Source organism: Streptomyces sp. NPDC028711 (assembly GCF_055565415.1).
Genome location: NZ_JBVHUJ010000002.1, coordinates 968,231 through 993,060, shown reverse-complemented (window position 1 = coordinate 993,060; position 24,830 = coordinate 968,231). Strand labels below are relative to the sequence as shown.

Sequence of the window (24,830 nt, the reverse complement as noted above, 5' to 3'; positions counted from 1 at the left end):
GCGGCTGCATGAGACTGCGTGGCACGGTCCGCAGGCGGCGCCCCCCGGTCGTCGTGGTCACCGGCGCTTCCAGCGGGATCGGACGCGCGGTGGCCCTCGCCTTCGCCGGGCAGGGTGCCCGGGTCGTGCTCGCCGCGCGCAGCGCGGCCGTCCTTGACGAGGTGGCCCGGCAGTGCGCGGACGCGCACCGCGCGGCCGACGCGCTCGCCGTTCCCACCGATGTCACCGACGCCCGGGCCGTGGAGGCTCTCGCGGCCGCGGCGACGGCGCGGCACGGCCGGATCGACGTCTGGGTGAACGCCGCGGGCGTCGGCATCCTCGGCCGGGCCGACCGGACGCCGCCCGAGGACGTACGCCGACTGTTCGACATCAACGTGATGGGGGTGGTCCACGGGGCCCGTGCCGCCGTCCCCGTCATGCGCGGCCAGGGCAGCGGCGTCCTCGTCGACATCTCCTCGGTCCTCGGCGGCGTCGTGCGGGCGCCCTACATGTCGGCGTACGCGATGTCCAAGGCCGCCCTCGTCACGTTCGACGACGTGCTCCGTCAGGAGCTGGCGCTCGCCGGGGAACGCGGTGTCTCCGTCTGCAGCGTCCTGCCGGCCGGGGTGGACACGCCCTTCTTCCGGCACGCCGCCAACGTCACCGGTCGCCGGGTGCGGGCACTGCCCCCGCTCATCCGCCCCGAACGCGTGGCACGGGCCGTCGTCCGCGCCGTTCGGCACCGCAGGAGGCGCGTCACCGTCGGCGGCTCCGGGCGCCTCCTCACCTGGGGGTACGCCGTGGCCCCCGGCCTCGTCCGTACGGCCATCGGCCTCCGTACGGAACACCGCTATCTGTCACCACCCGGCGAGACCCCCGCCACGACCGGCATCCTCTACGCCCCGTCCGGCACCACGGCGGCGCCGGACGGCGGTCGTGGCGGGTGAACGGACACCGCTCACGAGTCACAGGAGGCCTCTCATGGCCGTGCGCCATCAGCTCATCCGCAAGTCCCCCGCCGAGGTCTGGTCGGTCCTGCGCGACGGCGACCTCTACACCCGGTGGGTGGTCGGCACCGACGACTCCTGGAACCGGGACGGGCGGTGGCCCGCCGAGGGTTCGGAGATCGGGTACACGGTGCGGTTCGGGCCGCTGGAGTACCGCGGCCGTACCGTCTCCCGCGTGTACGAGCCCGGCGAGCGCCTCGAACTGGAGTCGATGGGCGGCAGGTCGGGGAGCGTCCGCATCGCCCTCTCGGTCCAGGCCTGGGGAGAGGACACCCTCGTCATCGTGGACGAGCACCCGCTGAGCGGGCCGGCGGCACGCTGGCACAACACGGTCCTGGACGCCGCGCTCCAGCTGCGCCACCGCACCATGCTGACCCGGCTGGCCCGACTCGTGGAATCGGAGTCCGCGTCCGGGCCGGAGGCGGACCCTGACACCGAGGCGGGGCCGGGGAGGAAGGGTCCCCGTGTCGACGCCTGACGCGGTGGTCGTCGGCGCCGGTCCCAACGGTCTGGTGGCGGCCAACGTGCTCGCGGACGCCGGGTGGCGGGTCGTCGTCCTGGAGGCCCAGGACGAGCCGGGCGGAGCGGTGCGCAGTGACCGCGGTGTCCATCCCGACTACACCCACGACCTGTTCAGCGCGTTCTACCCGCTGGCCGCCGCCTCCCCGGTGATCCGGGACATGCGGCTCGAGGACCAGGGGCTGCGCTGGACGCACGCCCCGACCGTCCTCGCCCATCCGCTGCCCGACGGCCGGTGTGCGCTGCTCTCCCGGGACCTCGAGAGGACGACCGCGTCCCTGGCGGGCTTCGCGGCGCCCGACGGTGACGCCTGGGAACGGCTCCACCGCCTCTGGCGCCGGGTCGGCGACGATCTGGTCGGCTGCCTCTTCACCCCGTTCCCGCCGGTCCTGCCGGGGCTGCGGCTCGCCGCCCGCACCGGCGCGTCCGACGGTCTCCGACTCGCCAGGGCCATGCTGCTGCCGGCCCGGCGGTTCGGCGAGGAGCACTTCGCCGGCGAAGGCGGCAGGCTCCTGATCGCGGGCAACGCGCTCCACTCCGACCTGGGGCCCGAATCCGCCCTCGGAGGCGGCTTCGGCTGGCTCATGTCCATGCTCGGCCAGGCCCACGGCTTCCCCGTGCCGACCGGTGGAGCGGCCGCTCTCACCCGTGCGCTCGTCCGGCGGCTCCAGGCCCGCGGCGGAGTCCTGCACTGCCGTCGTACGGTGACGGGCGTCGTCGTGCGCGCCGGCCGGGCCGTCGCCGTCCGCACCGAGGACGGCATGGAGGTCCCCGCACGCCGCGCCGTCCTCGCCGACGTGCCCGCACCGCTGTTGTACGGGCAGCTGGTCGCGGAGGAGGACGTACCGCCGCGGCTCCGCGCGGATCTGCGGCACTTCCAGTGGGATCTGTCCACGGTCAAGGTCGACTGGGCCCTCGCGCGTCCGATCCCCTGGACGGCCGAGGGAGCGCACGGCGCCGGGACCGTCCATGTCGCCGACGGCGTCGACGCTCTCACCCGGTACTCCGCCCAGCTCGCGACGGGGCGGGTGCCCGATGTGCCGTTCACCGTCCTCGGCCAGATGACCACGGCCGACGCGACCCGCTCCCCGGCCGGCACCGAGTCGGCCTGGGGCTATACGCATGTGCCGCAGGAGATCAGGGGCGACGCGGGCGACGACGGTCTCCGGGGGCGGTGGGACGAGCGGGAGAAGGACATCGTGGCCGCGCGCGTGGAGGCGGGCATCGAGCGCCTCGCGCCCGGGTTCCGCACCTCGGTCCTCGCCCGGCGCGTCCTCGGTCCCCCCGACCTGGAACGGCTGAACGCCTCCCTCGTCGGAGGCGCCGTCAACCAGGGCACCGCCAGCCTGCACCAGCAGCTGTTCTTCCGTCCCGTGCCCGGCACGGGACGCCCCGGGACGCCGATCCGCGGTCTCTACCTCGCCTCGGCCACCGCCCATCCGGGCGGCGGCGTCCACGGCGCGCCCGGCGCCAACGCCGCCCGCGCCGCCCTTCGCTCCCACCGGCCGGTCCGGGCTCCCCGCCGGCTCAGGGCCCGGCCCTTCCGCTGAGAGGTCCCGAATTCGCTCACCCACTGCCTACCTCGACCCGATTGGCTCAATTCCGCACACTCTCCCATTTTCAGGGCATTTGTGACGGGGCAGGCGTGAAGAGCGAGACACCTCATCGGACCATCGCAACAGGAGCGGCCCCACCATGACAGCGAATCCGACCCCGGACCCGTCCCCCGAGCCCGACGTCCCCGGCCGGCCCGGTGCCAAGCCCTCGTCGCTCGAGGAGCCCACTCAGCCCCACGGCCCTCTGCCGCCCAAGCCGGACCAGAGCGGCCCCGAGACCGTCAGCCCCACGGGACAGGCCACGGGTGAGGACCCCGCCAGGTCGGCGCAGAGCGGCGCGTACCTCACGACGGCGCAGGGCGCCCGGCTGTACGAGACGGATCACTCGCTCAAGGCCGGCAGCCGGGGACCCGTACTGCTCCAGGACCACCACCTGCGCGAGAAGATCACCCACTTCGACCACGAGCGCATCCCCGAGCGTGTGGTGCACGCGCGCGGCGCGGCGGCCCACGGAGTGTTCCGGAGCTACGGGACGGCGAGCCGGCTGACGAAGGCCGCGTTCCTCGCCGACGACGTCGAGACGCCCGTGTTCGTACGGTTCTCCACGGTCCTCGGCTCACGCGGCTCGGCCGACACCGTCCGCGACACCCGCGGCTTCGCGACGAAGTTCTACACCGAGGAGGGGACGTTCGACCTCGTCGGGAACAACATCCCGGTCTTCTTCATCCAGGACGCCATCAAGTTCCCCGACATCATCCACGCCGGCAAGCCGCACCCCGACCGGGAGATCCCGCAGGCGCAGAGCGCCCATGACACCTTCTGGGACTTCGTGTCCCTGCACACGGAGGCCACCCACCACACGCTGTGGAACATGTCCGACCGGGGCATCCCCCGCTCGTACCGGATGATGGAGGGCTTCGGCGTCCACACCTTCCGTCTCGTCGACGGCGACGGCGGGACGACGCTGGTCAAGTTCCACTGGAAGCCCCGCCTCGGCGTGCACTCGCTGGTCTGGGAGGAGGCGCAGCTCATCGGCGGCATGGATCCGGACTTCCACCGGAGGGACCTGTTCGACGCCATCGAGGCGGGCGCCCATCCGCAGTGGGAGCTCGGCATCCAGACGTTCCCCGACACGCCGGAGCAGACCTTCGAGGGCATCGACCTGCTCGATCCGACGAAGATCGTGCCGGAGGAACTGGCCCCCGTGCAGCCGATCGGTCTGCTGACGCTCAACGCGAACACGAAGAACTTCTTCGCCGAGACGGAGCAGGTGGCCTTCCATCCCGGCCATCTGGTGCCCGGTATCGACGTCACCGACGACCCGCTGCTCGCCGGTCGTCTCTTCTCCTACCTGGACACCCAGATCAGCAGGCTCGGCGGCCCCAACTTCGGCCAGATCCCCATCAATCGCCCGCACGCGCCGGTCAACGACATGCTGCGTGACGGCATGCACCAGACGGCCGTCCACACCGGAGTCGCCCCCTACCACCCCAACTCCCTCGACGGTGGCTGTCCGTTCCTCGCCGGGGCGGACACCGGCGCGTACATCGAGGCGCCCGTCCCGGTCCCGCACTCGACGAAGGGACGCGAGGCGCCCCAGTCGTTCTCCGACCACTTCGGGCAGCCCCGTCTCTTCTGGCTGAGCATGACGCCGACGGAGCGCGAGCACATCATCGCGGCGTACACCTTCGAGCTGAGCAAGTGCTACGAACAGGCCGTGAAGGAGCGCGTCCTGACGGTCCTCGCCAACATCGACCCCGTCCTCTGCGAAGGCGTCGCCGCGGGCCTCGGTCTCTCCGTGCCGCCGGCGACGGAGCCGTACGCCGAGGTCCGTCCCAGCCCGGCGCTCTCGCAGCTCGGCGAGGCGTGGCCGCTCGACGGGCGGGTCATCGGCATCGTCGCCGACGAGACCGACGCGGCGGGCATGGAGGCCGTACGGTCGTTCCGCGAGGCCGCCCTGAGCGCGGGCACGGTCCCCCTGGTGATCGCCGCGGCCGGGGGCGTCCTCGACGCCGAAGGGGACGCGGTCACGGTGCAGCGGACGTTCGCCGCGGCGCGCTCCACCGAGTTCGACGCCCTGTACGTCGCCGCGTGCCCCGCTCCGGGGCTCGACGCGCAGGGGGTACGGGACGCGAAGGCCGGCCATGTCGCCACCGACGCGCCGCTCCTCGACCCGCGGGTGGCGCTGCTGCTCACCGAGGCGTACCGCCACGGCAAGGCCGTCTGCGCGACGGGCGAGGGGGCGACGGCGCTGGAGGCGGCCCGGCTGCCCGCGGACGCGCCGGGGGTCGTCCTGGGCGAGGACCCGGGTCAGGTGTTCTCCGAGCTGACCGGGCTGCTCAGCCGCCACCGGGTGTGGCAGCGATTCCCCGCCTCGGTCTGACGCACACACATACCACGCGCACGCACGCAGGAGGGCAGGCACAGTCATGGACACGCACCACGGAGAGACGGGGGCGGGCTCGTCCGCCGTACCGGACGGGCTCGCCTTCCGCCCCCTCACCGCCCTGGTCACCGGTGCGGACTCCGGCATCGGGCGGGCCGCCGCCGTCCGGCTCGCCCAGCAGGGCCTGGACGTCGGCATCACCTGGCACAGCGACGAGGAGGGCGCCCACGCCACCGCCGAGGAGGTACAGGGGCACGGCCGCCGTGCCGTGGTGGAGCATCTGGATCTCACCCGGCTCCCTGAGGCGGCGGATGTGGTCGACCGGCTCGCGGACGCGCTCGGCAGGATCGACGTCCTCGTCAACAACGCCGGGACCGGCACCGCCACGGCCTTCCTCGACCTGGATCTGGCGACCGTCCGGCAGGTGCTCGACGTGGACCTCGTGGGGCCGTTGCTCTGCTCCCAGCGCGCGGCCCGGCGCATGATCGCCCAGGGCGGCGGTGGCCGGATCGTGAACGTGACGTCCGTCCACGAGCACCAGCCGCGCGTGGGTGCGGGGCCGTACTGCGCGGCCAAGGGCGGCCTCGGGCTCCTCACCCAGGTCATGGCCCTGGAACTGGCCGAGCACGGCATCACGGTCAACGCCGTGGCCCCCGGCGAGATCGCCACGCCGATGACCGGGCAGGAGGACACCGACGTACGACGGGAGTCCCGGCCCGGCGTGCCGCTCGGGCGCCCGGGGGACGCGCGTGAGGTCGCCGCCGTGATCGCCTTCCTGGCCGGCCCCGACTCCTCGTACGTGACGGGCGCGTCCTGGGCCGTGGACGGCGGCATGCTGCGCATGGGTCCCATGGCCGGATCGCATCTGCGGGAGGACGACTGGCGGCGCCCCTGACCCCCTGCGGATGGGGCGATGACGGCAAGGTCCGGGCCGTGGCGCAGAATTGACGGCCCGGACCGGAACACGTATCGAACAGGGGGTCGCGACGTGCGGGTGTTGTCGGTGACGTACGGGTCACGCGGAAGCGTCGAACCGATGGTGGGGCTCGCGGTGCGGTTGCGGGAACTCGGTGCAGAGGTGCGGGTGTGCGCGCCGCCGGACGAGGAGTTCGGAAAGCTGCTCGCCGGTGCCGGCGTGCCGACGGTGCCGATGGGGCAGCCGGTGCGCCCGCTGGTGTCCACGGTGAAGCCGGGGTCCGCGGTCGGCCTGGCCCAGCGGGCGGCCGACCTGATCGCCGCCCAGTTCGGCACGGTGGCCGCTGCCGCGGAGGGGTGCGACGCGATCGTGGCGACCGGCCCGCTGCCCGTCACGGCCGGCGCGCGGTCGGTGGCCGAGAGGCTGGGCATCCGCTACGTGCACGCGAGTCACCAGCCGGTCATCCTGCCGTCGCCGCACCAGGCGCCGCCCGCGCGGCGGGGCAGGCCGCTGCCCGAAGGTGTGGACGACAACCGGGTGCTGTGGGAGCAGGACGCGCGGAACGCGAACGACATGTTCGGTGCGATGCTCAACGCGTTCCGGGCGTCGGTCGGACTGCCCGATGTGGACGACGTCCGCGACTACGCGTTCACCGAACGCCCGTGGCTGGCCACCGACCCGGTCCTGAGCCCGTGGCGGCCGACGGACCTCGACGTGGTGCAGACCGGCGCCTGGCTCCGCTCGGACGAACGCCCGCTCCCCCCGGAGGTGACGGCGTTCCTGGAGGCCGGAGCGCCTCCGGTGTACGTGGGTTTCGGCAGCATGCCCCTGGCCGCTCTGCGGGATGTCGCCCGGGTGGCTGTCGAGGCGGTCCGCGCGCGGGGTCTTCGCGCGATCGTCTCCCGTGGCTGGGCGGGGCTCGACCTGGCCGACGACCGGGACGACTGCCTCGTCGTCGGCGAGGTGAACCATCAGCAGCTGTTCGCGCGGGTGGCCGCCGTCGTGCACCACGGCAGCGCGGGCACCACGACCACGGCCGCTCGGGCGGGGGCACCCCAGGTGGTGGTGGCGCAGGGGGCGGATCAGCCGTACTGGGCGGAGAGGGTGGCCGACCTCGGTGTGGGCGTGGCGCACGACGGCCCGGTGCCGACCGTCGCGTCCCTGTCGGCGGCGCTCGAAACGGCTCTGGACACCGAGACCCGGGCGCGGGCCACCGCCGTGGCCGGCACGGTCCGCACGGACGGGACGACGGTGGCCGCGCGCCTGCTCCTCGACGGGGCGGGCTGAGGGGGAGGTGGCGGCCTATTCCGAGGGGGTCCGCCGGGGCTGAAGGGGAACAAGAGCGGCGAGTTCGCGCCACTCCCGCTCCGGCAGCGTGGTCGGATCCGCGCTCAGCACCTGAAGACAGACGTGGTCCGCTCCGGCATCGAGGTGCTCCTGCACACGGCGGCGGATCGCCTCCATGTCTCCGTAGGCGACGATCGCGTCCACCAGCCGGCGGCTCGGGCCGCCGGTGATGTCCTGGTCGCCGAAGCCCAGCCTCCGGACGTTCGCCCGCTGGTGCGGTGCCGCCGCGACATACATGGCGACGTGCGCCCTGGCCACCTCCCGCGCCCGCCCGAGGTCGGTGTCGAGCACGACGGCCTGCTCGACCCCGAGGAACGCGTCCGGCCCCATGATCCGGCGCGCCTGCTCGGTGTGCTCGACGGATACGAAGTAGGTGTGCGCGCCCCAGGTGCTCTCGCCGGCCAGTTCGAGCATCTTCGGGCCGAGGGCCGCGAGGACGCGGCGCGGAGCCGGGTCGGGGACGGGGCCGTGGGCAGGGGTGGCGTCCATGGCCCGGAGGTAGGCGCGCATCGTGGTGAGCGCCCTGCCGCGGGCCGGGACGGGATAGCCGTCCACCTCGTGGACGGTGTCGTCGACCCGGTGCCCGCCCAGGCCGAGTACGTACCGTCCGGGGAAGGCGTCGCCGAGCGTCCGTGCCGCGGCGGCGGTGGCTATCGGGTCCCGGAAGGCGATGTTCGCGATGCCTGACGCGACGGTGATCCGGCGGGTCGCCGAGAGCAGTAACCACGCCTGGCCCACGGTGTCGCGACCGAACCCCTCTCCGTACCAGATCGCCCCGTAGCCCAACTCCTCCAGTTCCGCGGCCGATTCCCGCACGCGTCCGGCGGGCTGTCCGTCGTAGGCGAAGGTCCAGATACCGACGCGGCCGAGCCCGGCCGGTGTCCCCTTTGTCATCCGTACTCCTCAGATAGGCGGTTCGGGCGGGCGATCCGGAGAGGTTCTCCGGTTTCCCGGCCGCTACGATACGGAGAACCTCTCCGGTTGGCTATCCCGGGAGTCGACCGAAGGACACGACGATGACGATCACGCAGGGCCGCACCCCCGCCGAGCCCCCGCGGCGCACGGACGCCCGCCTCAACCGGGAACGTCTGGTGGCGGCCGCGCGGGACGTGTTCGCGGAGGCCGGTCCCGGCGCGTCCCTCAACGAGATCGCCCGCAGGGCAGGGGTGGGCCCGGGGACCCTGTACCGCCACTTCCCGAGCCGAACGGCCCTGCTGACCGCCGTACTCGAAGACCGGATCGAGACGTTGTGCGCGCAGGCGGAAGGGCTGCTCGCCTCGGAGAGCGCCGACGACGCCCTGGAACGATGGCTGCGCGCCTTCCTCGCGCACGCCCGGGTGAACCAGGGCATGGGCAGCGCCCTGATGGTGGAGACGGCGGGTCCACCGGGCCTCGACTGTCACCGGCGCATCCTGGAGGCGGCGAGCGGTCTGCTCACCCGGGCTCAGGAGCGGGGAACGGCCCGCGCCGACCTGACCGCCGGCGAGCTCGTTCACCTCGTCGTCGGCGTCGCGCTCTCCACAGCCGGCGACGAGCACACGGGGCCGCGGCCCGACCGGCTCCTTGATCTGGTCCTCGACGCGGCGCACGGGATCCCACGCCGGAAGAGGTGACGGGGTGCCGCACGGAGGCCCGGGCGGGCGTGCGTCCACGGGTCGAACAGCCGCGTCCCCTCGCCATGTCCGGCGCCGGAGCGGGTAGTCGCCTCCTCGGCCGGGCTTTCGTGCGGGTCCCGGCGGGTGGTGCCCGGCCGCGTAGAAGGAAGGATGATCTCCGATGCGGTTCCACGATCACCGACAGGCCGGCCAGGAACTGGGCGCCCGGCTCGTCGAGCGGGCGGCCCACGACGGCCTCGCCGATCCCGTCGTTCTCGCCCTGCCGCGCGGCGGGGTACCCGTCGCGGCCGAGGTCGCACGGGCGCTCGGCACCACGATGGACGTGCTTGTGGCACGCAAGATCGGCGTGCCGGGCCGGCCGGAGGTCGGTGTCGGGGCCGTCGTGGGCGAGGATCCGCCCGTGTTCGACGAGGAGAGCCTGGCCATGCTCGGAATGAGCGAGGACGAGTTCGCCTCCGAGGTCGCGCGCCAGCGCACCGAGCTGCACCGTCGCGAGGATCTCTACCGGCAGGGCAGGCCCGCGCCGGAGACGACCGGCCGGACCGTCGTCCTCGTCGACGACGGGCTCGCCACGGGCGTGACCGCGCGCGCGGCCCTCCGCCATCTCCGGAGCACGCGCCCGGCCCGGCTCATCCTCGCCGTACCGGTCTGCTCGTCGGAGGCTCACGCCGCCATGCTCCGCGAGGCCGACGAGGTCTTCTGTCTGTACCGGCCGGATTCCTTCCGGTCGGTCGGCGAGTGGTACGAGGAGTTTCCGCAGATCACCGACAACCAGGTGATCTCCACTCTGCGCACCCCACGGATCAGCCCCGCCGGGCCGACCGGACGTTGATCCGGTCGCCGGTACGGGGCGTGTCGATCACTCGCCCTTCTTCTCCCGACGGCCCTTCTTCTCCCGGCCGCTCTTCTTCCCCCGGCCGGGGGCCTGCTCGGTCGTCTCGTCCACGAGCGGTTCGGGGTCGTGCCATTCCTCCACACGCGTGGGCCGGCCGGACCTGACCATGCCCTCGACTTCCTTCTTCCGTTCGTCGTCCAGCTTCGGGCCGGACTTGGAGCTTCCTCGATCCGGGCTGTTCATCTCCGGTCTCCGTTCGCACGCGTACCCATCGAAAAACGGATCGGACGCGACGCGCGGGTACGCGGTGTGCGCTCGCGCCGGTCGGCGCCTGCCCTGCCGGGGGCGCCGTAAACGGTCGGGGCGGCGGCCCCCGCCCCCACCCCGTTTGGGGCGCGGTCGCGGGGGCACCGCTGGGGGTGGTGCACCCCGCACCGCCATGTCCGTTCGTCACCGGAGGTGACCCATGCCAGGGCGAGAGGAGCTTCCTTCGACGCTCGAGCGTTCCCCCGCGCATGCGCGGCGCACCTGGATCGAGGCGCACGACTCGGCCGTTGAGCAGTACGGGGAGGGCGAGCGGGCCCATCGGGTGGCCTTCAGCGCGCTCAAACACTCGTACGAGAAGGTCGGCGACCACTGGGAGCGCAAGGAGCACGGCCGCAGGGGGCCTTCCGACCCCCGCGCCACGACACCCCGGGAGCGGCCGGCCCGCAGCGGTGAGGGCGTCGACGAGCAGGCCACCAAGGAGCACCTGTACGAGCTGGCCCGGCGTCTGGACATCCACGGCCGTTCACGGATGAGCAGGCCGGAGCTGCTCGAAGCGATACGCAAGGAGAACCGTTCGAGGACGCGCGAAGCCCGTTCCCGGTAGCGGTCGGCGCGCTCCGGGCCACCGTTCGCCGGAGTGCTCCGTCCGGGGCGGTACGGGCCGCCCCTCGGACCCGTGTGAAAGGACCCCCTCATGACCGCGTCCGCCACGACCACCGCGCTCGGCCCCGACAGCGATCTCGCCCAGGTGTTCGAGCTCGCGCAGCAGCTGCGGGTGGACTCCGTACGGGCCAGCACGGCCGCGGGGTCCGGGCATCCCACGTCCAGCCTGTCCGCGGCCGACCTGATGGCGGTCCTGATGACCCGCCACCTGCGCTACGACTGGGACGCGCCCGACAACCCGGCGGCCGACCACCTCGTCTTCTCGAAGGGGCACGCCTCGCCACTGCTGTACGCGATGTTCAAGGCGGCGGGCGCGATCGGGGACGACGAGCTGATGACGACCTACCGCCGCTTCGGTCACCGCCTGCAGGGCCACCCGACGCCCGTGCTGCCCTGGGTGGACGTGGCCACGGGTTCGCTCGGCCAGGGCGTGGCGTACGGCGTCGGGATCGCGCTGGCGGGCCGTGACCTGGAGAAGCGCGACTACCGGGTGTGGGTGCTGTGCGGCGACAGCGAGATGACCGAGGGCTCCGTGTGGGAGGCCCTCGACAAGGCGGGGCACCACCGGCTGACCGGCTTCACCGCCCTCGTCGATGTGAACCGCCTCGGTCAGTGCGGTCCCACCGAGCTGGAGTGGGACACCGACGCCTACGCCCGCCGTGTCGAGGCGTTCGGGTGCCGGGCGCTCGTCGTCGACGGCCACGACCTCGAAGCGATCGACGGGGCTCTGACCACCGCCGCGGACGGGCGGGCGCCCACGGTCGTCGTCGCGAGGACCGTCAAGGGGCAGGGCGTCGCCGAGGTCGCCGACAAGAACGGCTGGCACGGGAAGCCGCTGCCCGAGGACATGGCGGAGCGAGCCGTCTCCGCGCTCGGGGGCGTACGCGATCTGAGGGTGCGCGGCCCCCGGCCGCCCGCCACCCCGCCCGCGACCGAGCGCACCGGCGGCGTGGCCGCGCGGACCACCGACGGCGCCGAGGGCCGGGGCGCCGAGTCCGCTCCCCCGCCCCGCTTCGACGTCGGCGACAAGGTCGCCACCCGCGTCGCCTACGGCAGCGCTCTCGTCGCTCTCGGCGCTCGCCCCGACGTCGTCGTCCTGGACGCCGAGGTCGGCAACTCCACGCACACCCAGGATTTTCGGGACGCCCACCCCGAGCGGTACTTCCAGACCTACATCGCCGAGCAGCAGATGATCGCCGATGCCGTCGGGATGGCCGTGCGCGGCTTCCGTCCGTACGCCACGACCTTCGCCGCCTTCCTCACGCGCGCGCATGACTTCATCCGCATGGCCGCCGTCTCGCAGATCAGCATGGCCCTGTGCGGCACGCACTGCGGCGTCGAGATCGGCGCGGACGGCCCCTCGCAGATGGGTCTTGAAGACCTGGCCATGATGCGGGCCGTCCTCGGCTCCACCGTTCTCTACCCCAGCGACGCGACCTCGGCGGCGGCCCTGACCGTCGCCATGGCGGATCTCGACGGCATCTCCTATCTGCGCACCACCCGGGGCGCCCACCCAGTGCTCTACCCGGACGGCGAGGCCTTCCCCGTGGGGGGCTCGAAGGTCCTCCGTCGGAGCGAGCAGGACGAGGTCACCCTGGTCGGCGCCGGTGTCACCCTCCACGAGTGCCTCGCCGCCGCCGAGCGGCTGGCCGACGACGGTCTCCACGCGCGCGTGGTCGACCTGTACTCGGTCAAGCCGGTCGACACGGAGGTTCTCGCCCGCGCCGCGCGGGAGACCGGTGCTCTCGTCGTCGTCGAGGACCACCACGCCGAGGGCGGAATCGGTGAAGCGGTGCTGTCCGCCCTCGCCGAGGCCGGACAGTGTCCCGACTTCGCCCATCTCGCCGTGACCGGTCTGCCGGGCTCCGGCATGACCGAGGAGCTCCTCGACGCCGCCGGGATCTCGCGCGGGCATGTCGTAAGAGCCGCGCGCCGGCTCATCGGAGGGTAGCCCTCGTCGCCCCGGTGCCGTGCGCCGGAGCACGCACCGGTGCCGCTGCCCGGCAGGGAGGGGAAGCATCCGGGCAGCGGCACCGGGCGGCTGCCCGGACGCCACCCACCCATGCGCAATCGTTTCTCCGGAAATATCCGTATCCGGTGAGTAGCGCTGCTCGGCGCGGGTAACCGCACGACCGGACTCCAGGGGGACGCTCCGGGACATCTGGCCCGGCCCGGGAAACGCCCGGTGGGCGCCCCCGATCCGTCCCCGACCTCTCACTCCGCTCCGCGTACCGGGACAAGCCCGTCCGCCGACACCGGAAAGGTCTCCCATGCGTGTTCTCGGCGTCAACGCCCTCTTCCACGACCCCGCCGCCGCCCTGGTCGTCGACGGCATCACCGTCGCCGCGGCCGAGGAGGAACGGTTCTCGCGCCGCAAGCACGGCAAGCGGCCCGTACCGTTCTCGGCCTGGGAGCTGCCCGAGCAGGCCGCGCGATGGTGCCTGGACCTGGCCGGGCTGCGCCCCGAGGATCTGGACCTGGTCGCCTACTCGTACGACCCCGCTCTGGCCCGTCCCGCCGAGGAGATGGCCCTCGACGACCCCTGGGACAGCCTGCGCCAGGCATACGCCCGGCACGCCCCCGGGTTCCTGGCGACCGCGCTGCCGGGCCTCGATCCGGCGCGCGTCCGGTTCGTCGGCCATCACCTGGCACACGCCGCGTCCGGCGCGTTCGGCGCGGAGGCAGCCGAGAGCTCGTCGGCCCTGGTCCTCGACGGACGCGGGGAGTCGGCCTCCCACCTGGCCGCGCGGCGGCTCGGCGACCGCCTCGAACCGCTGCGCGCGCAGGCGCTGCCCGATTCGCTGGGGCTCGTCTACGAGGAGCTGACCGAGCACCTCGGCTTCCTGCGGTCGTCCGACGAGTTCAAGGTGATGGCGCTCGCCTCGCACGGGACGCCCCGGATGCTCGGGGAGCTCCGGCGGTACGTCCACCCGACGGGTGACGGCGGGTTCGTGGCCCATGGGGTGCCCTGGGCGGAGCTGTGCCCGCCCCGGAGGGCCGACGAGCCGTGGACCGGCGCGCACGCCGACGTGGCCGCCAGTACCCAGGCGGTCCTGGAGGAGACGCTGCTCGACCTGGTGCGATGGCTGCACGGCCGGACCCACGACGAAGTGCTGACCCTGGCCGGCGGCGTCGCCCTGAACTGCGTGGCGAATTCACGTATCGCCCGGGAGGGCCCGTTCTCCCGCGTCTGGGTGCAGCCGGCCGCCGGTGACGCCGGTACCGCCCTGGGCGCCGCGCTGCTGCTCGCGGCGGAGGCGGGCGAGGACCCGGCCCCGATGCCGGGCGCCGCCCTGGGCAGGGAGTGGACGGACGCGGAGCTCGCCGGGCGGCTCAAGACGGCGGCCGTTCCCTTCGAACGTCCCCCCGACATCGCCGTCACCGTGGCGGAGACCCTGGCCGCGAACGGGGTCGTGGCCTGGTTCCAGGGGCGTTCCGAGTACGGGCCGAGGGCCCTCGGCCACCGTTCGCTGCTCGCGCACCCGGGGCACGCGGGGAACCTGGAGCGGCTCAACGACATCAAGGGCCGCGAGCAGTTCCGGCCGGTCGCCCCGATGGTGCTGACGGAACGGTCCGCGGAGATCTTCGACGGTCCGCTGCCGAGCCCGTACATGCTGTTCGTCCACGACGTGGCGCCGGCCTGGCGTGAGCGGATCCCGGCGGTCGTGCACGTCGACGGGACCGCGCGGATCCAGACGGTGGACCGGCTGCTCGAACCGCTGGTGGCGCGGATGCTGGAGGAGTTCGAGCGGCGGACCGGGCTGCCCGTCGTGGTCAACACCAGCCTCAACACGGCGGGCCGGCCGATGGTGGACGATCCCAGGGACGCCCTTGAGTGCTTCGGTTCGACCCCGGTCGACCTGCTGGCGATCGGCCCGTTCGCGGTCCGCAGGGCCGACATGTTCCAGGCCGGCCGCCAGGAGTGGAACGCCGGGACCGGCGAGGGCGGTGTCCGGTGAACGGCCGCGCGCCGTCCCCGCGTTACGCGGTGGTCATCCCGACCACCGGGCGCCCCAGTCTCACCCGCTGCCTCGACGCCCTGGCGAGGTCGACCGGCCGGCCGCCGTCCAGGGTGGTCATCGTCCACGACCGGCCGGACAGCGGCGGTGCCGTGCCCGAGCTGTCCGTGCCCGAGGCGCTGCGCGCGATCACCACGGTCGTGCCCGGGCGGGCCAGGGGCCCGGCCGCCGCACGGAACACCGGCGCCCGCCGGGTGGGGAAGGTGCCCTGGATCGTCTTCCTCGACGACGACGTCGTGCCGTCCGCCACCTGGGGCGAGGACCTCGCCCGCGACCTGGCGGCCGCTTCCCCCCGTACGGCCGCGGTGGCGGCCCGTATCGAGGTGCCGCTGCCCGCGGGGCGGCCGCCGACCGACGGGGAGCGGAACACCGCCGCCCTTGCGACGGCCCGCTGGATCACGGCCGACATGGCCGTCAGACGACAGGCCCTGAACGCCGCCGGAGGATTCGACGAACGTTTCCGCCGTGCCTTCCGTGAGGACGCGGACCTCGCCCTGCGGCTGCTCGCCGGAGGCTGGGAGCTCGCTCAGGGGACACGGCTCACCGCCCATCCCCCGCGCGAGGCCGACCGCTGGATCTCGGTCCGTCAGCAGGCGGGGAACGGCGACGACGTCCTGATGCGCTGCCTCCACGGTCCGCACTGGCGTGATCTGGCCGGAGCGCCCCGGGGCCGGCTGCCCCGTCACCGGGCCGTCACGGCCGCCGCCTGCGCGGCCCTGGCCTGTGCCCTGGCCGGACGGCCACGCGCCGCCGCGCTGTTCGGGGCCTGCTGGTCGGCCGGTACGGCCGAGTTCACCCTCGCGCGCGTCCTGCCCGGCCCGCGTACGCGCGCCGAGATCGTCGACATGGTCCTCACCAGCGCCGTCATTCCGCCGGTCGCCACCTGGCACTGGCTGCGCGGGTCCGTCGCGCACCGGGCGGAGCGCCCCCGCGGCCCGGCCCGTCCACCGGTCGTGCCGGTCGGGCTTCCCCACCCCAGCGAGCGGCCGGAGGCCGTCTCGTGAGCCCGGGGCGGCCCCTGTCATCGGCCACGCGCGCGCGTACGGCGGTCGGCGGCGGGCCGGTCGAGGGCCCCTGGGTGTCCGCCGGTCCCCCGGCGGCCGCGGTCGGGAGCCCGGCCCCGTCGGTACGCGCCCGCGTGACGGGCCCCGACGCCGTGCTGTTCGACCGGGACGGCACGCTCATCGCGGACGTGCCGTACAACGGGGATCCGCGCCGGGTGCTCCTCCTGCCCGGGGCCGAGGAGGCGGTGGCGCTGCTGCGGTCGCTCGGGATCGCCGTCGGAGTGGTCAGCAACCAGTCGGGGGTGGCGCGCGGTCTGCTGACCCGGGGTCAGGTGACGGCGGTACGCCGGCGCGTGGACCGGCTCCTGGGGCCTTTGGGGGTATGGGCGGTGTGCCCGCACGGCCCCGGGGACGGCTGCGGTTGCCGGAAGCCCGCGCCGGGACTCGTCCTCGCCGCGTGCGACCGGCTGCGGGTACGGCCCTCGCGTTCCGTCGTGATCGGGGACATCGGCAGCGACATGGAGGCCGCCCGCTCGGCGGGGGCCCGGGGAATCCTCGTCCCGACGGAGGCGACACTGGCCGACGAGGTCGCCTCGGCCCCCCGGACGGCGCCGGACCTCGTCGCGGCCGTACGGATCGCCCTCGCGATGCGGTTCTCGGACGCGGGGGCCACGGGCGGTGGCCCGTGAGAGCCGCCCCGCGCACGCTCGTCGTGCGGCTCGACAGCGTCGGCGACGTGCTCCTGGCCGGGCCGGCCGTGCGGGCCGTCGCGGCGGGTTCCTCGTGGACGGCGATGCTCTGCGGCCCGGCGGGCGTCCCCGCCGGGCGGCTGCTGCCCGGCGTGGACGAGGTCCTTGAGCACGAGGCGCCGTGGGTGGGCCTCGATCCGCCGCCCGTCTCACCCGAGGCCTGCCGTGCGCTGATCGACGCGCTGGCCGCGCGCCGCTTCGACCGGGCGCTGATCCTCGTCTCGTACCACCAGAGCCCGCTGCCCGCCGCGCTGCTGCTCCGGCTCGCGGGCGTTCCGTGGATCGGCGCCGACAGCGAGGACTACCCGGGCGCGCTGCTCGACCTGAGGCACCGCCGCGGTGACGGGCGGCACGAGGCGGAGGCGGCGCTCGACCTGGCACGGGCGGCGGGCTTCGACCTGCCGCCGGAGGACGACGGCGGGCTCCGGGTCGCGCACCCGCCGGACACGGCGGGGCTCACCGGCGCCGGACCGTACGTCGTGGTGCATCCCGGGGCCGCGGTGCCCGCGCGGGCGTGGAGCCCGGAACGGGCGGCGCAGGCCGTGGCGGCCCTGCACGAGGCCGGGCACCGGGTGGTGGTCACCGGGGCCCCGGCGGATCGCGCGCTCACGGCCCGCGTGGCGGGCCGCCACGGCCTTGACCTCGGGGGTGCGACGGTCGGCCTGGGCGCCCTGGCGGGCGTCCTCGCCCGGGCCGGCGCCGTGGTCGCGGGGAACACGGGTCCCGCGCATCTGGCCGCCGCCGTACGGGCCCCTGTGGTGTGCCTCTTCGCACCGGTCGTGCCGGCCGAGCGCTGGCGCCCGTACGGCGTCCGGCACGTGCTGCTCGGCGACCAGCGGGCGCCGTGCGCGCTGACACGGGCGCGTGTCTGCCCCGTACCGGGACACCCCTGTATCGACGGGGTGCGGGACGAGGACGTGGTGGCCGCGGTGGCCTCACTCGTGGGCGCCCCCGGACCGAGGGGTCCGGAGGCGGCCGGCGACCCGGACGACACCGACGCCGGGCCGCGCCGGACCGAGCCGACGCTCGACGAGCGGGGGCGGCGCAGCCCCGAGCCGACGCTCGACGCGCACCGCGCGGGAGGGAGCGTCCGCATGTGAACAGCCCGCTCCTCGAAGGCCCTTCTCCCCCACGGAGGCCCGCTCATGTCTTCCCTCGCCCCGCACCCCCTCTCCATCGCGCTCGTCTCGGAGCACGCGAGCCCGCTCGCCACGCTCGGCGGCGTCGACGCGGGAGGCCAGAACGTGCACGTCGCCCAGCTCGCGGGTGCCCTCGCCGATCGGGGACACCGCGTGACGGTGTACACCCGGCGCGACGACGCCACGCTGCCGACCGTCGCCCCGCTGCGCGACGGGGTCCGTGTCCACCACGTCCCCGCCGGTCCGCCGGAGCAGCTGCCGAAGGACGAACTCCTGCCGCACATGCGGGCGTTCAGCCGGTATCTGGCCGATCAGTGGCAGGCGGAGGCCCCCGACGTGGTCCATTCGCACTTCTGGATGTCGGGGCTCGCGACCCTGTGGGCGACGCGGGGATCGCCGGTCCCGTTCCTGCACACGTATCACGCCCTGGGCACCGTGAAGCGACGTCATCAGGGCGCGGCAGACACGAGTCCGCCGACGCGCATCGCGTACGAGACCGACGTCGGCATGGGGTGCGACCGCGTCCTCGCCACCTGCCGGGACGAGGTCGAGGAGCTGGCCGCCATGGGGATTCCCCGTGCCACGTGCGACATCGTGCCCTGTGGCGTCGACCCGGCCGCCTTCCGGCCCGACGGACCGGCCGTGGCCCGTGGCCCGCACCGCTACCGACTCCTGCACCTGGGGCGTCTGGTGCCCCGCAAGGGCGCGGCGGTCTCCGTGGCCGCCCTGGGCAGGCTGCCCGACACCGAGCTCGTGGTGGCCGGCGGTCCGCCGCCGGGTGAGGTGGACGCCGATCCGGAGGTCCGGCGGCTGCGGGCCGTCGCCGAGGAGGCCGGTGTGGCGGACCGCGTACGGTTCACCGGAGCCGTGCCGCCCTCGATGGTCCCGACGCTCATGCGGGGCGCCGACGTCGTGCTGTGCCCCGCGGACTACGAGCCGTTCGGCATCGTGCCGCTCGAGGCCATGTCCTGCGGCCGGCCCCTGGTGGCGAGCGCCGTGGGCGGCCAGCTGGACTCGGTCGCCGACGGCGTGAACGGGCGGCTCGTCCCGCCGGGGAACCCGCCCGCCCTCGCGGCGGCGGTACGGCTCCTCCTCGCCGATCCGGCGCTGCGCGCGGAGTACGGGAGGGCCGGGCGGCGGCGCGTCCTCGAACGGTTCACCTGGTCGCGCGTCGCGGCCGCGACGGAGGAGTCCTACCGGGCGGTCATCGCCGCCCACGCACCGATGGCCGCGACGCTGTGAGGCACCCGGCGCGGCGGGAGACGGGAAGGTGGCAGCGATGAAGGCGGTCACGTGGCAGGGCCGGCGGAAGGTCTCGGTGGAGACGGTGCCGGACCCCGTGATCCAGGAACCCACCGATGTGATCGTACGGATCACGTCGAGCGGGCTGTGCGGATCCGACCTCCATCTGTACGAGGTGCTGGGGCCGTTCCTCGATCCGGGGGACGTGCTCGGGCACGAGCCGATGGGCGTCGTCGAGGAGGTGGGTCCCGAGGTGAGCCGGCTGCGGCCGGGCAGCCGTGTCGTGGTGCCGTTCAACGTCTCGTGCGGCACGTGCGCGATGTGCGCGCGGGGGCTGCACTCCCAGTGCGAGACGACGCAGGTGCACGCCTACCACTCGGGTGCGGCACTGTTCGGGTACACCAAGCTGTACGGGCAGGTGCCGGGCGGGCAGGCCGAGTACCTGCGCGTCCCGTTCGGGAACAGCCTCCCGATCCCCGTGCCCGAGGGGCCGCCCGACGACCGTTTCGTGTACCTCTCGGACGTGCTGCCCACGGCGTGGCAGGCGGTCGAGTACGCGGACGTGCCGCCCGGCGGTTCGGTCGCGGTCCTCGGCCTCGGGCCGATCGGGGACATGGCGTGCAGGATCGCGCTCCTGCGGGGCGCGGACCTCGTCATCGGCATCGATCCCGTGCGGGAGCGGCTCGACCGCGCGGCGGCCCGCGGCGTGCACGTCCTGGATCCGTCCGAGGCCGGTGGCGAACTGGTCGACCGCATACGGGATCTGACGGACGGCCGGGGGCCGGACGCGGTCATCGACGCGGTCGGCATGGAGGCCCACGGAGCGCCGGTCGCCAAGGGGCTGCAGACGCTGGTCGGCCATCTGCCCGACGCGCTCGCCGGGCCCCTGATGCGCCGCTACGGCGTCGACCGGCTCTCCGCGCTGCACCTGGCGGTCGAGCTGGTCCGCCGTGGCGGCACGGTGTCGCTTGCCGGGGTGTACGGGGGTGCGGCCGACCCGATGCCGCTCCTGGCGATGTTCGACAAGCAGCTCCGGCTCCACATGGGGCAGGCGAACGTCCTGCGCTGGGTCGAGGAGCTGCGGCCGCTGCTCACCGACGACGACCCGCTGGGCGTGGACGACTTCGCCACGCACCGACTTCCGCTCTCCGTGGCGCCGGACGCCTACGAGATGTTCCAGACCAAGCGGGACGGGGCCGTGAAGATCCTGTTCACGCCGTGAGGCCGCGGTGAGGACCGCGCGGCGGCCCGCGCGCCCGCTCGGGAAGCAACCACTCCGCGGGCGAGTGCGGGCCCCCGCAACGGGTACCCGCCGCGGCGAGACGACCGCGCACGAGAGGCGCGTACCGAGGAGGTGGTGCGTGATGCCCCCGAGGACCGTACGAAGGGCCGTGGGCCGGTGGCGCCGGACGGCACCGGGCGTCCTGGTGGCCGCGAGCGCGGCAGTCGTGCTCGCGCTCGCCGGTTGCTCCGACGGCGACGGCGGGGACGGCGCCGCCGAGGAACGGGCGGACGCCAACGCGGCCGTCTGCGAGGAGCTGACCGACCTCCAGGGCCACAGCAGCGAGATGCGGAACGTGGACAGATCGGAGACCGTTCAGGGCATCCAGGACATCAGGGCCGACATGACGGACGACATGGGCGGCATCCGGGACGCCGCCGAAGAGGCGGGGGTGAACACGGACGCGCTCCAGGCCGCCTTCCGGGAGCTGGACGTCAGCATGGACCGCCTGGACCGGAACATGAACGCTCCGGCCGTGCTCGACCAGGTCCGGCCGCACCTGGACAAGCTGGACAAGGAGATCATGAACACGGAGGATCTGGCCGGCTGTGTCCGGGAATGAGATCCGGCGATCGTGACCGACGACAGGACGGCCGGCCCCGAGGGGGCCGGCCCGCTCCGTCACGTCGTGCCGTTCGTCCCTCCCGGTCCGGCGAGGACCACGTTCAGGATGAGTAGGAGCGTGCTACCTCCTTCTTGAGCCGCAGCCCGCAGAGACCAAACGAAGTATCGGCGGCACCGGTGAGGCATGGCCCGGCATGCCGTGGGTAGCGGCAGGAGGCGTCAGGAGACGTAGCTCCCCGTGAGCGGTCTCCGTGAGGACGCCACCGGCAGTGCGCCGGTCCGGGCCGCGGGGCCGTCGTCCCCGGTTTCCCCCGGCGCGGCCCATCCCTCCCCGCTCCCCCTCGGAGGAGACACCATGGCAATGTCCTTCCCGCCCCGCTGGCAGCACGCCGTCGTCACCGGCGGCGCCGGTTTCGTCGGTTCCCACCTGTGTGCCGCGCTGCTCGACTCGGGTGCGACGGTGACCTGCGTCGACGACTTCAGCACCGGTCGCGTGGCGAACATCGCCGGCTTCCTCCCCCACGGCGGTTTCCGCCTGCACGAGGCGAACGTCTCCGAGCCGTTCCGGGTCGACCCGCCGCCCGATCTCGTCCTGCACTTCGCGTCCCCCGCCTCCCCCGCCGACTATCTGCGGCTTCCGCTGCACACGCTGGAGGCCGGCAGCCTGGGCACCCGTAACGCCCTGGCGCTCGCCCGCGCCGCGCGGGCCCGCTTCGTGCTCGCGTCGACGTCGGAGGTGTACGGCGATCCGCGGGAGCACCCGCAGAGCGAGCGCTACTGGGGCAACGTCAACCCGGTGGGTCCACGCAGTGTCTACGACGAGGCGAAGCGTTTCGGTGAGGCGCTGACGACGGCGGAGGCGTCGGAGCACGGCACCGACACCTGTGTCGTGCGCCTCTTCAACACGTACGGGCCGCGGATGCGCGGATACGACGGCCGCGCCGTCCCGACCTTCATCCGTCAGGCGCTGGCGGGAGAGTCACTGACGGTCACGGGCGACGGGCTGCAGACCCGGTCCCTGTGTTACGTCGACGACACCGTGCGGGGCATTCTCGCGGCGGCTGCGCACGGGATGAGCGGTCCGGTGAACCTCGGCAACCCGACCGAGATCACCATGCTGGACCTGGCCCGCTGGATCGTGGACCTGACCGGTTCCCGCTCGGAGGTCCGGTTCATCGAGCGTCCCACGGACGATCCGGCGGTCCGCTGCCCCGACATCACCCTGGCCCGGGACAAGCTCCAGTGGGAGCCGCTGATCCCGGCCGAGGAGGGTCTGCGGCGCACGATCGCGTGGTTCCGGGAGCTGCGGGACGGCTGAGCCGGCCGCCGTGTCGCGCAGGAACGTGCCGGATCTTTCCGGTTCCTCCCTCTTCTTCCGCACCCGAGCATCCCACCCGAGGTTCCCGAGGAGCGCCGCATGAACATTCTTCTGTGGCATGTACACGGTTCCTGGACCACCGCCTTCGTGCAGGGTCCGCACACCTACCTGGTTCCCGTCACCCCGGACCGGGGGCCGGACGGGCGGGGCCGCGCGGAGACGTTCACCTGGCCGTCGTCCGTGCGGGAGGTGACCCCGGCCGAGCTCGCGGAGACCCCGGTCGACCTCGTCGTGCTCCAGCGGCCGCACGAGGAGGAGCTCGCCACCCGTCTGCTGGGCGGCCGCCGGCCCGGCCGTGAGGTCCCCGCCGTCTACCTGGAGCACAACACGCCACGCGGGGACGTGCCCGACACCCGCCACCCGGTGGCGGACCGGCCGGATCTGACCCTGGTGCACGTCACCCATTTCAACCGGCTGTTCTGGGACAACGGATCCACCCGCACCGCCGTCATCGAGCACGGCATCGTCGACCCCGGCCACCTCTACACCGGCCGGCTGCCCCGCGCGGCGGTGGTCGTCAACGAACCGGTGCGGCGCCGCCGTTACGTCGGTACGGATCTGCTCCCCGGGCTTGCGGAGGCCGCGCCGCTCGACGTCTTCGGGATGCGGACGGAAGGTCTCGCCGAGGAGCTGGGGCTTCCCGCCGACCGGTGCCGGTCGGCCGACCTGCCGCAGAGCCGGCTGCACGCCGCCATGGCCGAACGGCGCCTCTACCTGCACCCGGTGCGGTGGACGTCGCTCGGTCTCTCGCTCCTCGAGGCCATGCACCTGGGGATGCCCGTGGTGGTGCTCGCCACGACGGAGGCCGTGGAGGCCGTCCCCGCCGGGACCGGCGTCCTCTCCACCCGCCCGGAGGAGCTCGCGCGGGCCGCCCGGCACTATCTGGCCGACCCGGAGGCCGCGGCGCGGGACGGCGCCCGGGCCCGGCAGGCGGCGCTCGAACGGTACGGCCTCAAACGCTTCCTGGACGACTGGGAGCGACTCATCGCGGAGGTGCGGTCATGACGTCATCGTTCTCTTCCTCGTTCTCGTCCCCGACGTCGTCCTTTCCCGACGGCCGCCCCCTGGACCTCGCCCTCGTATCCGAGCACGCGAGCCCGCTCGCGACCCTGGGCGGGGTCGACGCCGGCGGCCAGAACGTGCATGTCGCGCAGCTCGCCGGGGCGCTCGCCGACCGGGGTCACCGGGTGACCGTGTACACCCGGCGCGACGACCCCGGCCTCCCGGTCCGGGTGCCGCTGCGCCCCGGGGTGACGGTGCACCACGTCCCCGCCGGACCGCCCGAGCCCGTACCGAAGGACGAACTCCTGCCGTACATGGAGGAGTTCGCCCGCCATCTGGTCGCCCAGTGGCGGTCCCGCCCCCGGAGCACCGCACCCGACCTGGTGCACGCGCACTACTGGATGTCGGGGCTCGCGTCGCTGTGGGCGACCCGCGAGACGGGTCTTCCACTGCTGCAGACGTACCACGCGCTCGGCACGGTGAAGCGCCGGCACCAGGGCGACGCCGACACCAGCCCCGTGGGGCGCGTCGGCTGCGAGACGGACGTGGGCCGGGGGTGCGACCGGGTGATCGCCACCTGCCGGGACGAGGTGGACGAGCTCGCCGCCATGGGCGTCGACCGTCGCAAGGTGGACGTCGTCCCCTGTGGGGTCGACCCGGAGGTGTTCCGGCCGGACGGCCCGGCGGCGCCCCGCGGCCCGTACACGTACCGACTGCTGCATCTGGGCCGGCTCGTGCCGCGCAAGGGCGCCGGGGTCGCCATCGCGGCGCTGCGGCGGCTGCCGGACACGGAGCTCGTGGTGGTGGGCGGACCGCCCGCCGACCGGGCGGGCGGCGACCCCGAGGTACGGCGGCTGCGCGCCCTCGCCAGGGAAGCGGGGGTGTCGGAACGCGTCAGGCTCCTCGGCGGCGTGCCCGCCGCCCGGGTGCCCGCCCTGATGCGGGGCGCGGACGTGGTGCTCTGCCCGGCGGACTACGAGCCCTTCGGCATCGTCCCGCTGGAGGCCATGGCCTGTGGGCGTCCCCTCGTCGCCTCCGCCGTGGGCGGTCAGCTGGACAGCGTCGCCGACGGCGTCAACGGTCGCCTCGTACCGCCCCGGAACCCGGAGGCCCTCGCGGCGGCGGTGGCGGACCTGCTGGCCTCGGCCGAACTCCGCGCGGTGTACGGGGCCGCGGGGCGGCGGCGGGTCCTCGAACGGTTCTGCTGGACGCGGGTGGCCGCCGCCACGGTGGCGTCCTACCTCGGTGTGCTCGGCGACCGCGCCGGGCAGGCCGCCGGGACCGCCGGCGACCGCCGTGCCGACCACGCCGACCGGAGCCCCGTGGGCCCGGCGGGCCGTACCCCCACGGGCGTCTGACC

Annotated in this window: 22 protein-coding genes; 20 read left to right on the top strand and 2 right to left on the bottom strand. The window is 74.1% G+C overall.

Annotated elements, in window-relative coordinates:
* Positions 1-8: 8 nt before the first annotated feature.
* The 6 genes from ACZ4VK_RS10270 (at position 9) to ACZ4VK_RS10245 (ending at position 7,650) form a co-directional block, all read left to right on the top strand.
* Positions 9-926: an SDR family NAD(P)-dependent oxidoreductase gene (locus ACZ4VK_RS10270; RefSeq protein WP_468350491.1), complete on the top strand. Its 918-nt coding sequence runs from the start codon at positions 9-11 to the stop codon at positions 924-926.
* A gap of 34 nt (positions 927-960) precedes the next feature.
* Positions 961-1,464, top strand: coding sequence for an SRPBCC family protein (locus ACZ4VK_RS10265; protein WP_468350489.1), 504 nt, complete (start codon positions 961-963; stop codon positions 1,462-1,464).
* Positions 1,451-3,055: a phytoene desaturase family protein gene (locus tag ACZ4VK_RS10260; RefSeq protein ID WP_468350486.1), complete on the top strand. Its 1,605-nt coding sequence runs from the start codon at positions 1,451-1,453 to the stop codon at positions 3,053-3,055. The genes ACZ4VK_RS10265 and ACZ4VK_RS10260 overlap by 14 nt, the downstream gene beginning before the upstream one ends.
* A 145-nt stretch (positions 3,056-3,200) precedes the next feature.
* Positions 3,201-5,444, top strand: coding sequence for a catalase (locus tag ACZ4VK_RS10255; RefSeq protein WP_468350484.1), 2,244 nt, complete (start codon positions 3,201-3,203; stop codon positions 5,442-5,444).
* 46 nt (positions 5,445-5,490) lie between these two features.
* Entirely contained in the window at positions 5,491-6,342 is an 852-nt protein-coding gene (locus tag ACZ4VK_RS10250; RefSeq protein ID WP_468350482.1) for an SDR family oxidoreductase, read from the top strand.
* Positions 6,343-6,483: 141 nt separating this feature from the next.
* A complete protein-coding gene (locus ACZ4VK_RS10245) occupies positions 6,484-7,650 on the top strand; it encodes a glycosyltransferase (RefSeq protein ID WP_468350480.1) in 1,167 nt (388 codons plus the stop codon).
* A gap of 15 nt (positions 7,651-7,665) precedes the next feature.
* Here the strand turns inward: ACZ4VK_RS10245 and ACZ4VK_RS10240 are convergent, their stop codons facing one another.
* Positions 7,666-8,604: a TIGR03620 family F420-dependent LLM class oxidoreductase gene (locus ACZ4VK_RS10240; RefSeq protein ID WP_468350478.1), complete on the bottom strand. Its 939-nt coding sequence runs from the start codon at positions 8,602-8,604 to the stop codon at positions 7,666-7,668.
* Positions 8,605-8,726: 122 nt separating this feature from the next.
* On the opposite strand from ACZ4VK_RS10240, the gene ACZ4VK_RS10235 reads away from it, so the two are divergent.
* Entirely contained in the window at positions 8,727-9,323 is a 597-nt protein-coding gene (locus ACZ4VK_RS10235; RefSeq protein ID WP_468350476.1) for a TetR/AcrR family transcriptional regulator, read from the top strand.
* A gap of 163 nt (positions 9,324-9,486) precedes the next feature.
* Positions 9,487-10,158, top strand: a complete 672-nt coding sequence (locus tag ACZ4VK_RS10230) for a phosphoribosyltransferase (protein ID WP_468350474.1) — start codon at positions 9,487-9,489, stop codon at positions 10,156-10,158.
* Between the two features lie 27 nt (positions 10,159-10,185).
* Here the strand turns inward: ACZ4VK_RS10230 and ACZ4VK_RS10225 are convergent, their stop codons facing one another.
* Positions 10,186-10,404 (bottom strand): hypothetical protein, encoded by a 219-nt coding sequence (locus tag ACZ4VK_RS10225; protein WP_468350472.1) that lies wholly within the window; start codon positions 10,402-10,404, stop codon positions 10,186-10,188.
* 223 nt (positions 10,405-10,627) lie between these two features.
* Here ACZ4VK_RS10225 and ACZ4VK_RS10220 point away from each other — a divergent pair, with 223 nt between their 5' ends.
* The 12 genes from ACZ4VK_RS10220 (at position 10,628) to ACZ4VK_RS10165 (ending at position 24,828) form a co-directional block, all read left to right on the top strand.
* The gene (locus tag ACZ4VK_RS10220; RefSeq protein ID WP_468350470.1) at positions 10,628-11,032 is read left to right on the top strand and encodes a ChaB family protein; all 405 of its coding nucleotides are present in this window, start codon (positions 10,628-10,630) and stop codon (positions 11,030-11,032) included.
* 90 nt (positions 11,033-11,122) lie between these two features.
* On the top strand, positions 11,123-13,042 hold the full coding sequence (locus ACZ4VK_RS10215) for a transketolase (protein WP_468350468.1): 1,920 nt from the start codon (positions 11,123-11,125) through the stop codon (positions 13,040-13,042).
* A gap of 319 nt (positions 13,043-13,361) precedes the next feature.
* Positions 13,362-15,050: a carbamoyltransferase family protein gene (locus ACZ4VK_RS10210; RefSeq protein WP_468350466.1), complete on the top strand. Its 1,689-nt coding sequence runs from the start codon at positions 13,362-13,364 to the stop codon at positions 15,048-15,050.
* A complete protein-coding gene (locus tag ACZ4VK_RS10205; RefSeq protein WP_468350464.1) occupies positions 15,047-16,114 on the top strand; it encodes a glycosyltransferase family 2 protein in 1,068 nt (355 codons plus the stop codon). Before ACZ4VK_RS10210 ends, ACZ4VK_RS10205 begins: the two co-directional genes overlap by 4 nt.
* Before the next feature lie 74 nt (positions 16,115-16,188).
* Positions 16,189-16,803, top strand: a complete 615-nt coding sequence (locus ACZ4VK_RS10200; RefSeq protein WP_468350462.1) for a D-glycero-alpha-D-manno-heptose-1,7-bisphosphate 7-phosphatase — start codon at positions 16,189-16,191, stop codon at positions 16,801-16,803.
* Positions 16,800-17,963, top strand: a complete 1,164-nt coding sequence (locus ACZ4VK_RS10195) for a glycosyltransferase family 9 protein (protein ID WP_468350460.1) — start codon at positions 16,800-16,802, stop codon at positions 17,961-17,963. Before ACZ4VK_RS10200 ends, ACZ4VK_RS10195 begins: the two co-directional genes overlap by 4 nt.
* 45 nt (positions 17,964-18,008) lie before the next feature.
* Positions 18,009-19,244 carry a glycosyltransferase gene (locus ACZ4VK_RS10190; protein WP_468350458.1) on the top strand — a complete coding sequence of 412 codons (1,236 nt, stop codon included), beginning with the start codon at positions 18,009-18,011 and terminating at the stop codon, positions 19,242-19,244.
* Between the two features lie 37 nt (positions 19,245-19,281).
* Complete coding sequence (locus ACZ4VK_RS10185) at positions 19,282-20,466, top strand: zinc-dependent alcohol dehydrogenase (RefSeq protein WP_468350456.1); 1,185 nt, start codon at positions 19,282-19,284, stop codon at positions 20,464-20,466.
* A gap of 142 nt (positions 20,467-20,608) precedes the next feature.
* Positions 20,609-21,088 (top strand): hypothetical protein, encoded by a 480-nt coding sequence (locus ACZ4VK_RS10180; protein ID WP_468350454.1) that lies wholly within the window; start codon positions 20,609-20,611, stop codon positions 21,086-21,088.
* Between the two features lie 357 nt (positions 21,089-21,445).
* Positions 21,446-22,408 (top strand): NAD-dependent epimerase/dehydratase family protein, encoded by a 963-nt coding sequence (locus ACZ4VK_RS10175; RefSeq protein WP_468350452.1) that lies wholly within the window; start codon positions 21,446-21,448, stop codon positions 22,406-22,408.
* A gap of 99 nt (positions 22,409-22,507) precedes the next feature.
* Positions 22,508-23,473, top strand: a complete 966-nt coding sequence (locus tag ACZ4VK_RS10170) for a glycosyltransferase (RefSeq protein WP_468350450.1) — start codon at positions 22,508-22,510, stop codon at positions 23,471-23,473.
* A complete protein-coding gene (locus tag ACZ4VK_RS10165) occupies positions 23,470-24,828 on the top strand; it encodes a glycosyltransferase (protein WP_468350448.1) in 1,359 nt (452 codons plus the stop codon). The genes ACZ4VK_RS10170 and ACZ4VK_RS10165 overlap by 4 nt, the downstream gene beginning before the upstream one ends.
* Positions 24,829-24,830: the final 2 nt, after the last annotated feature.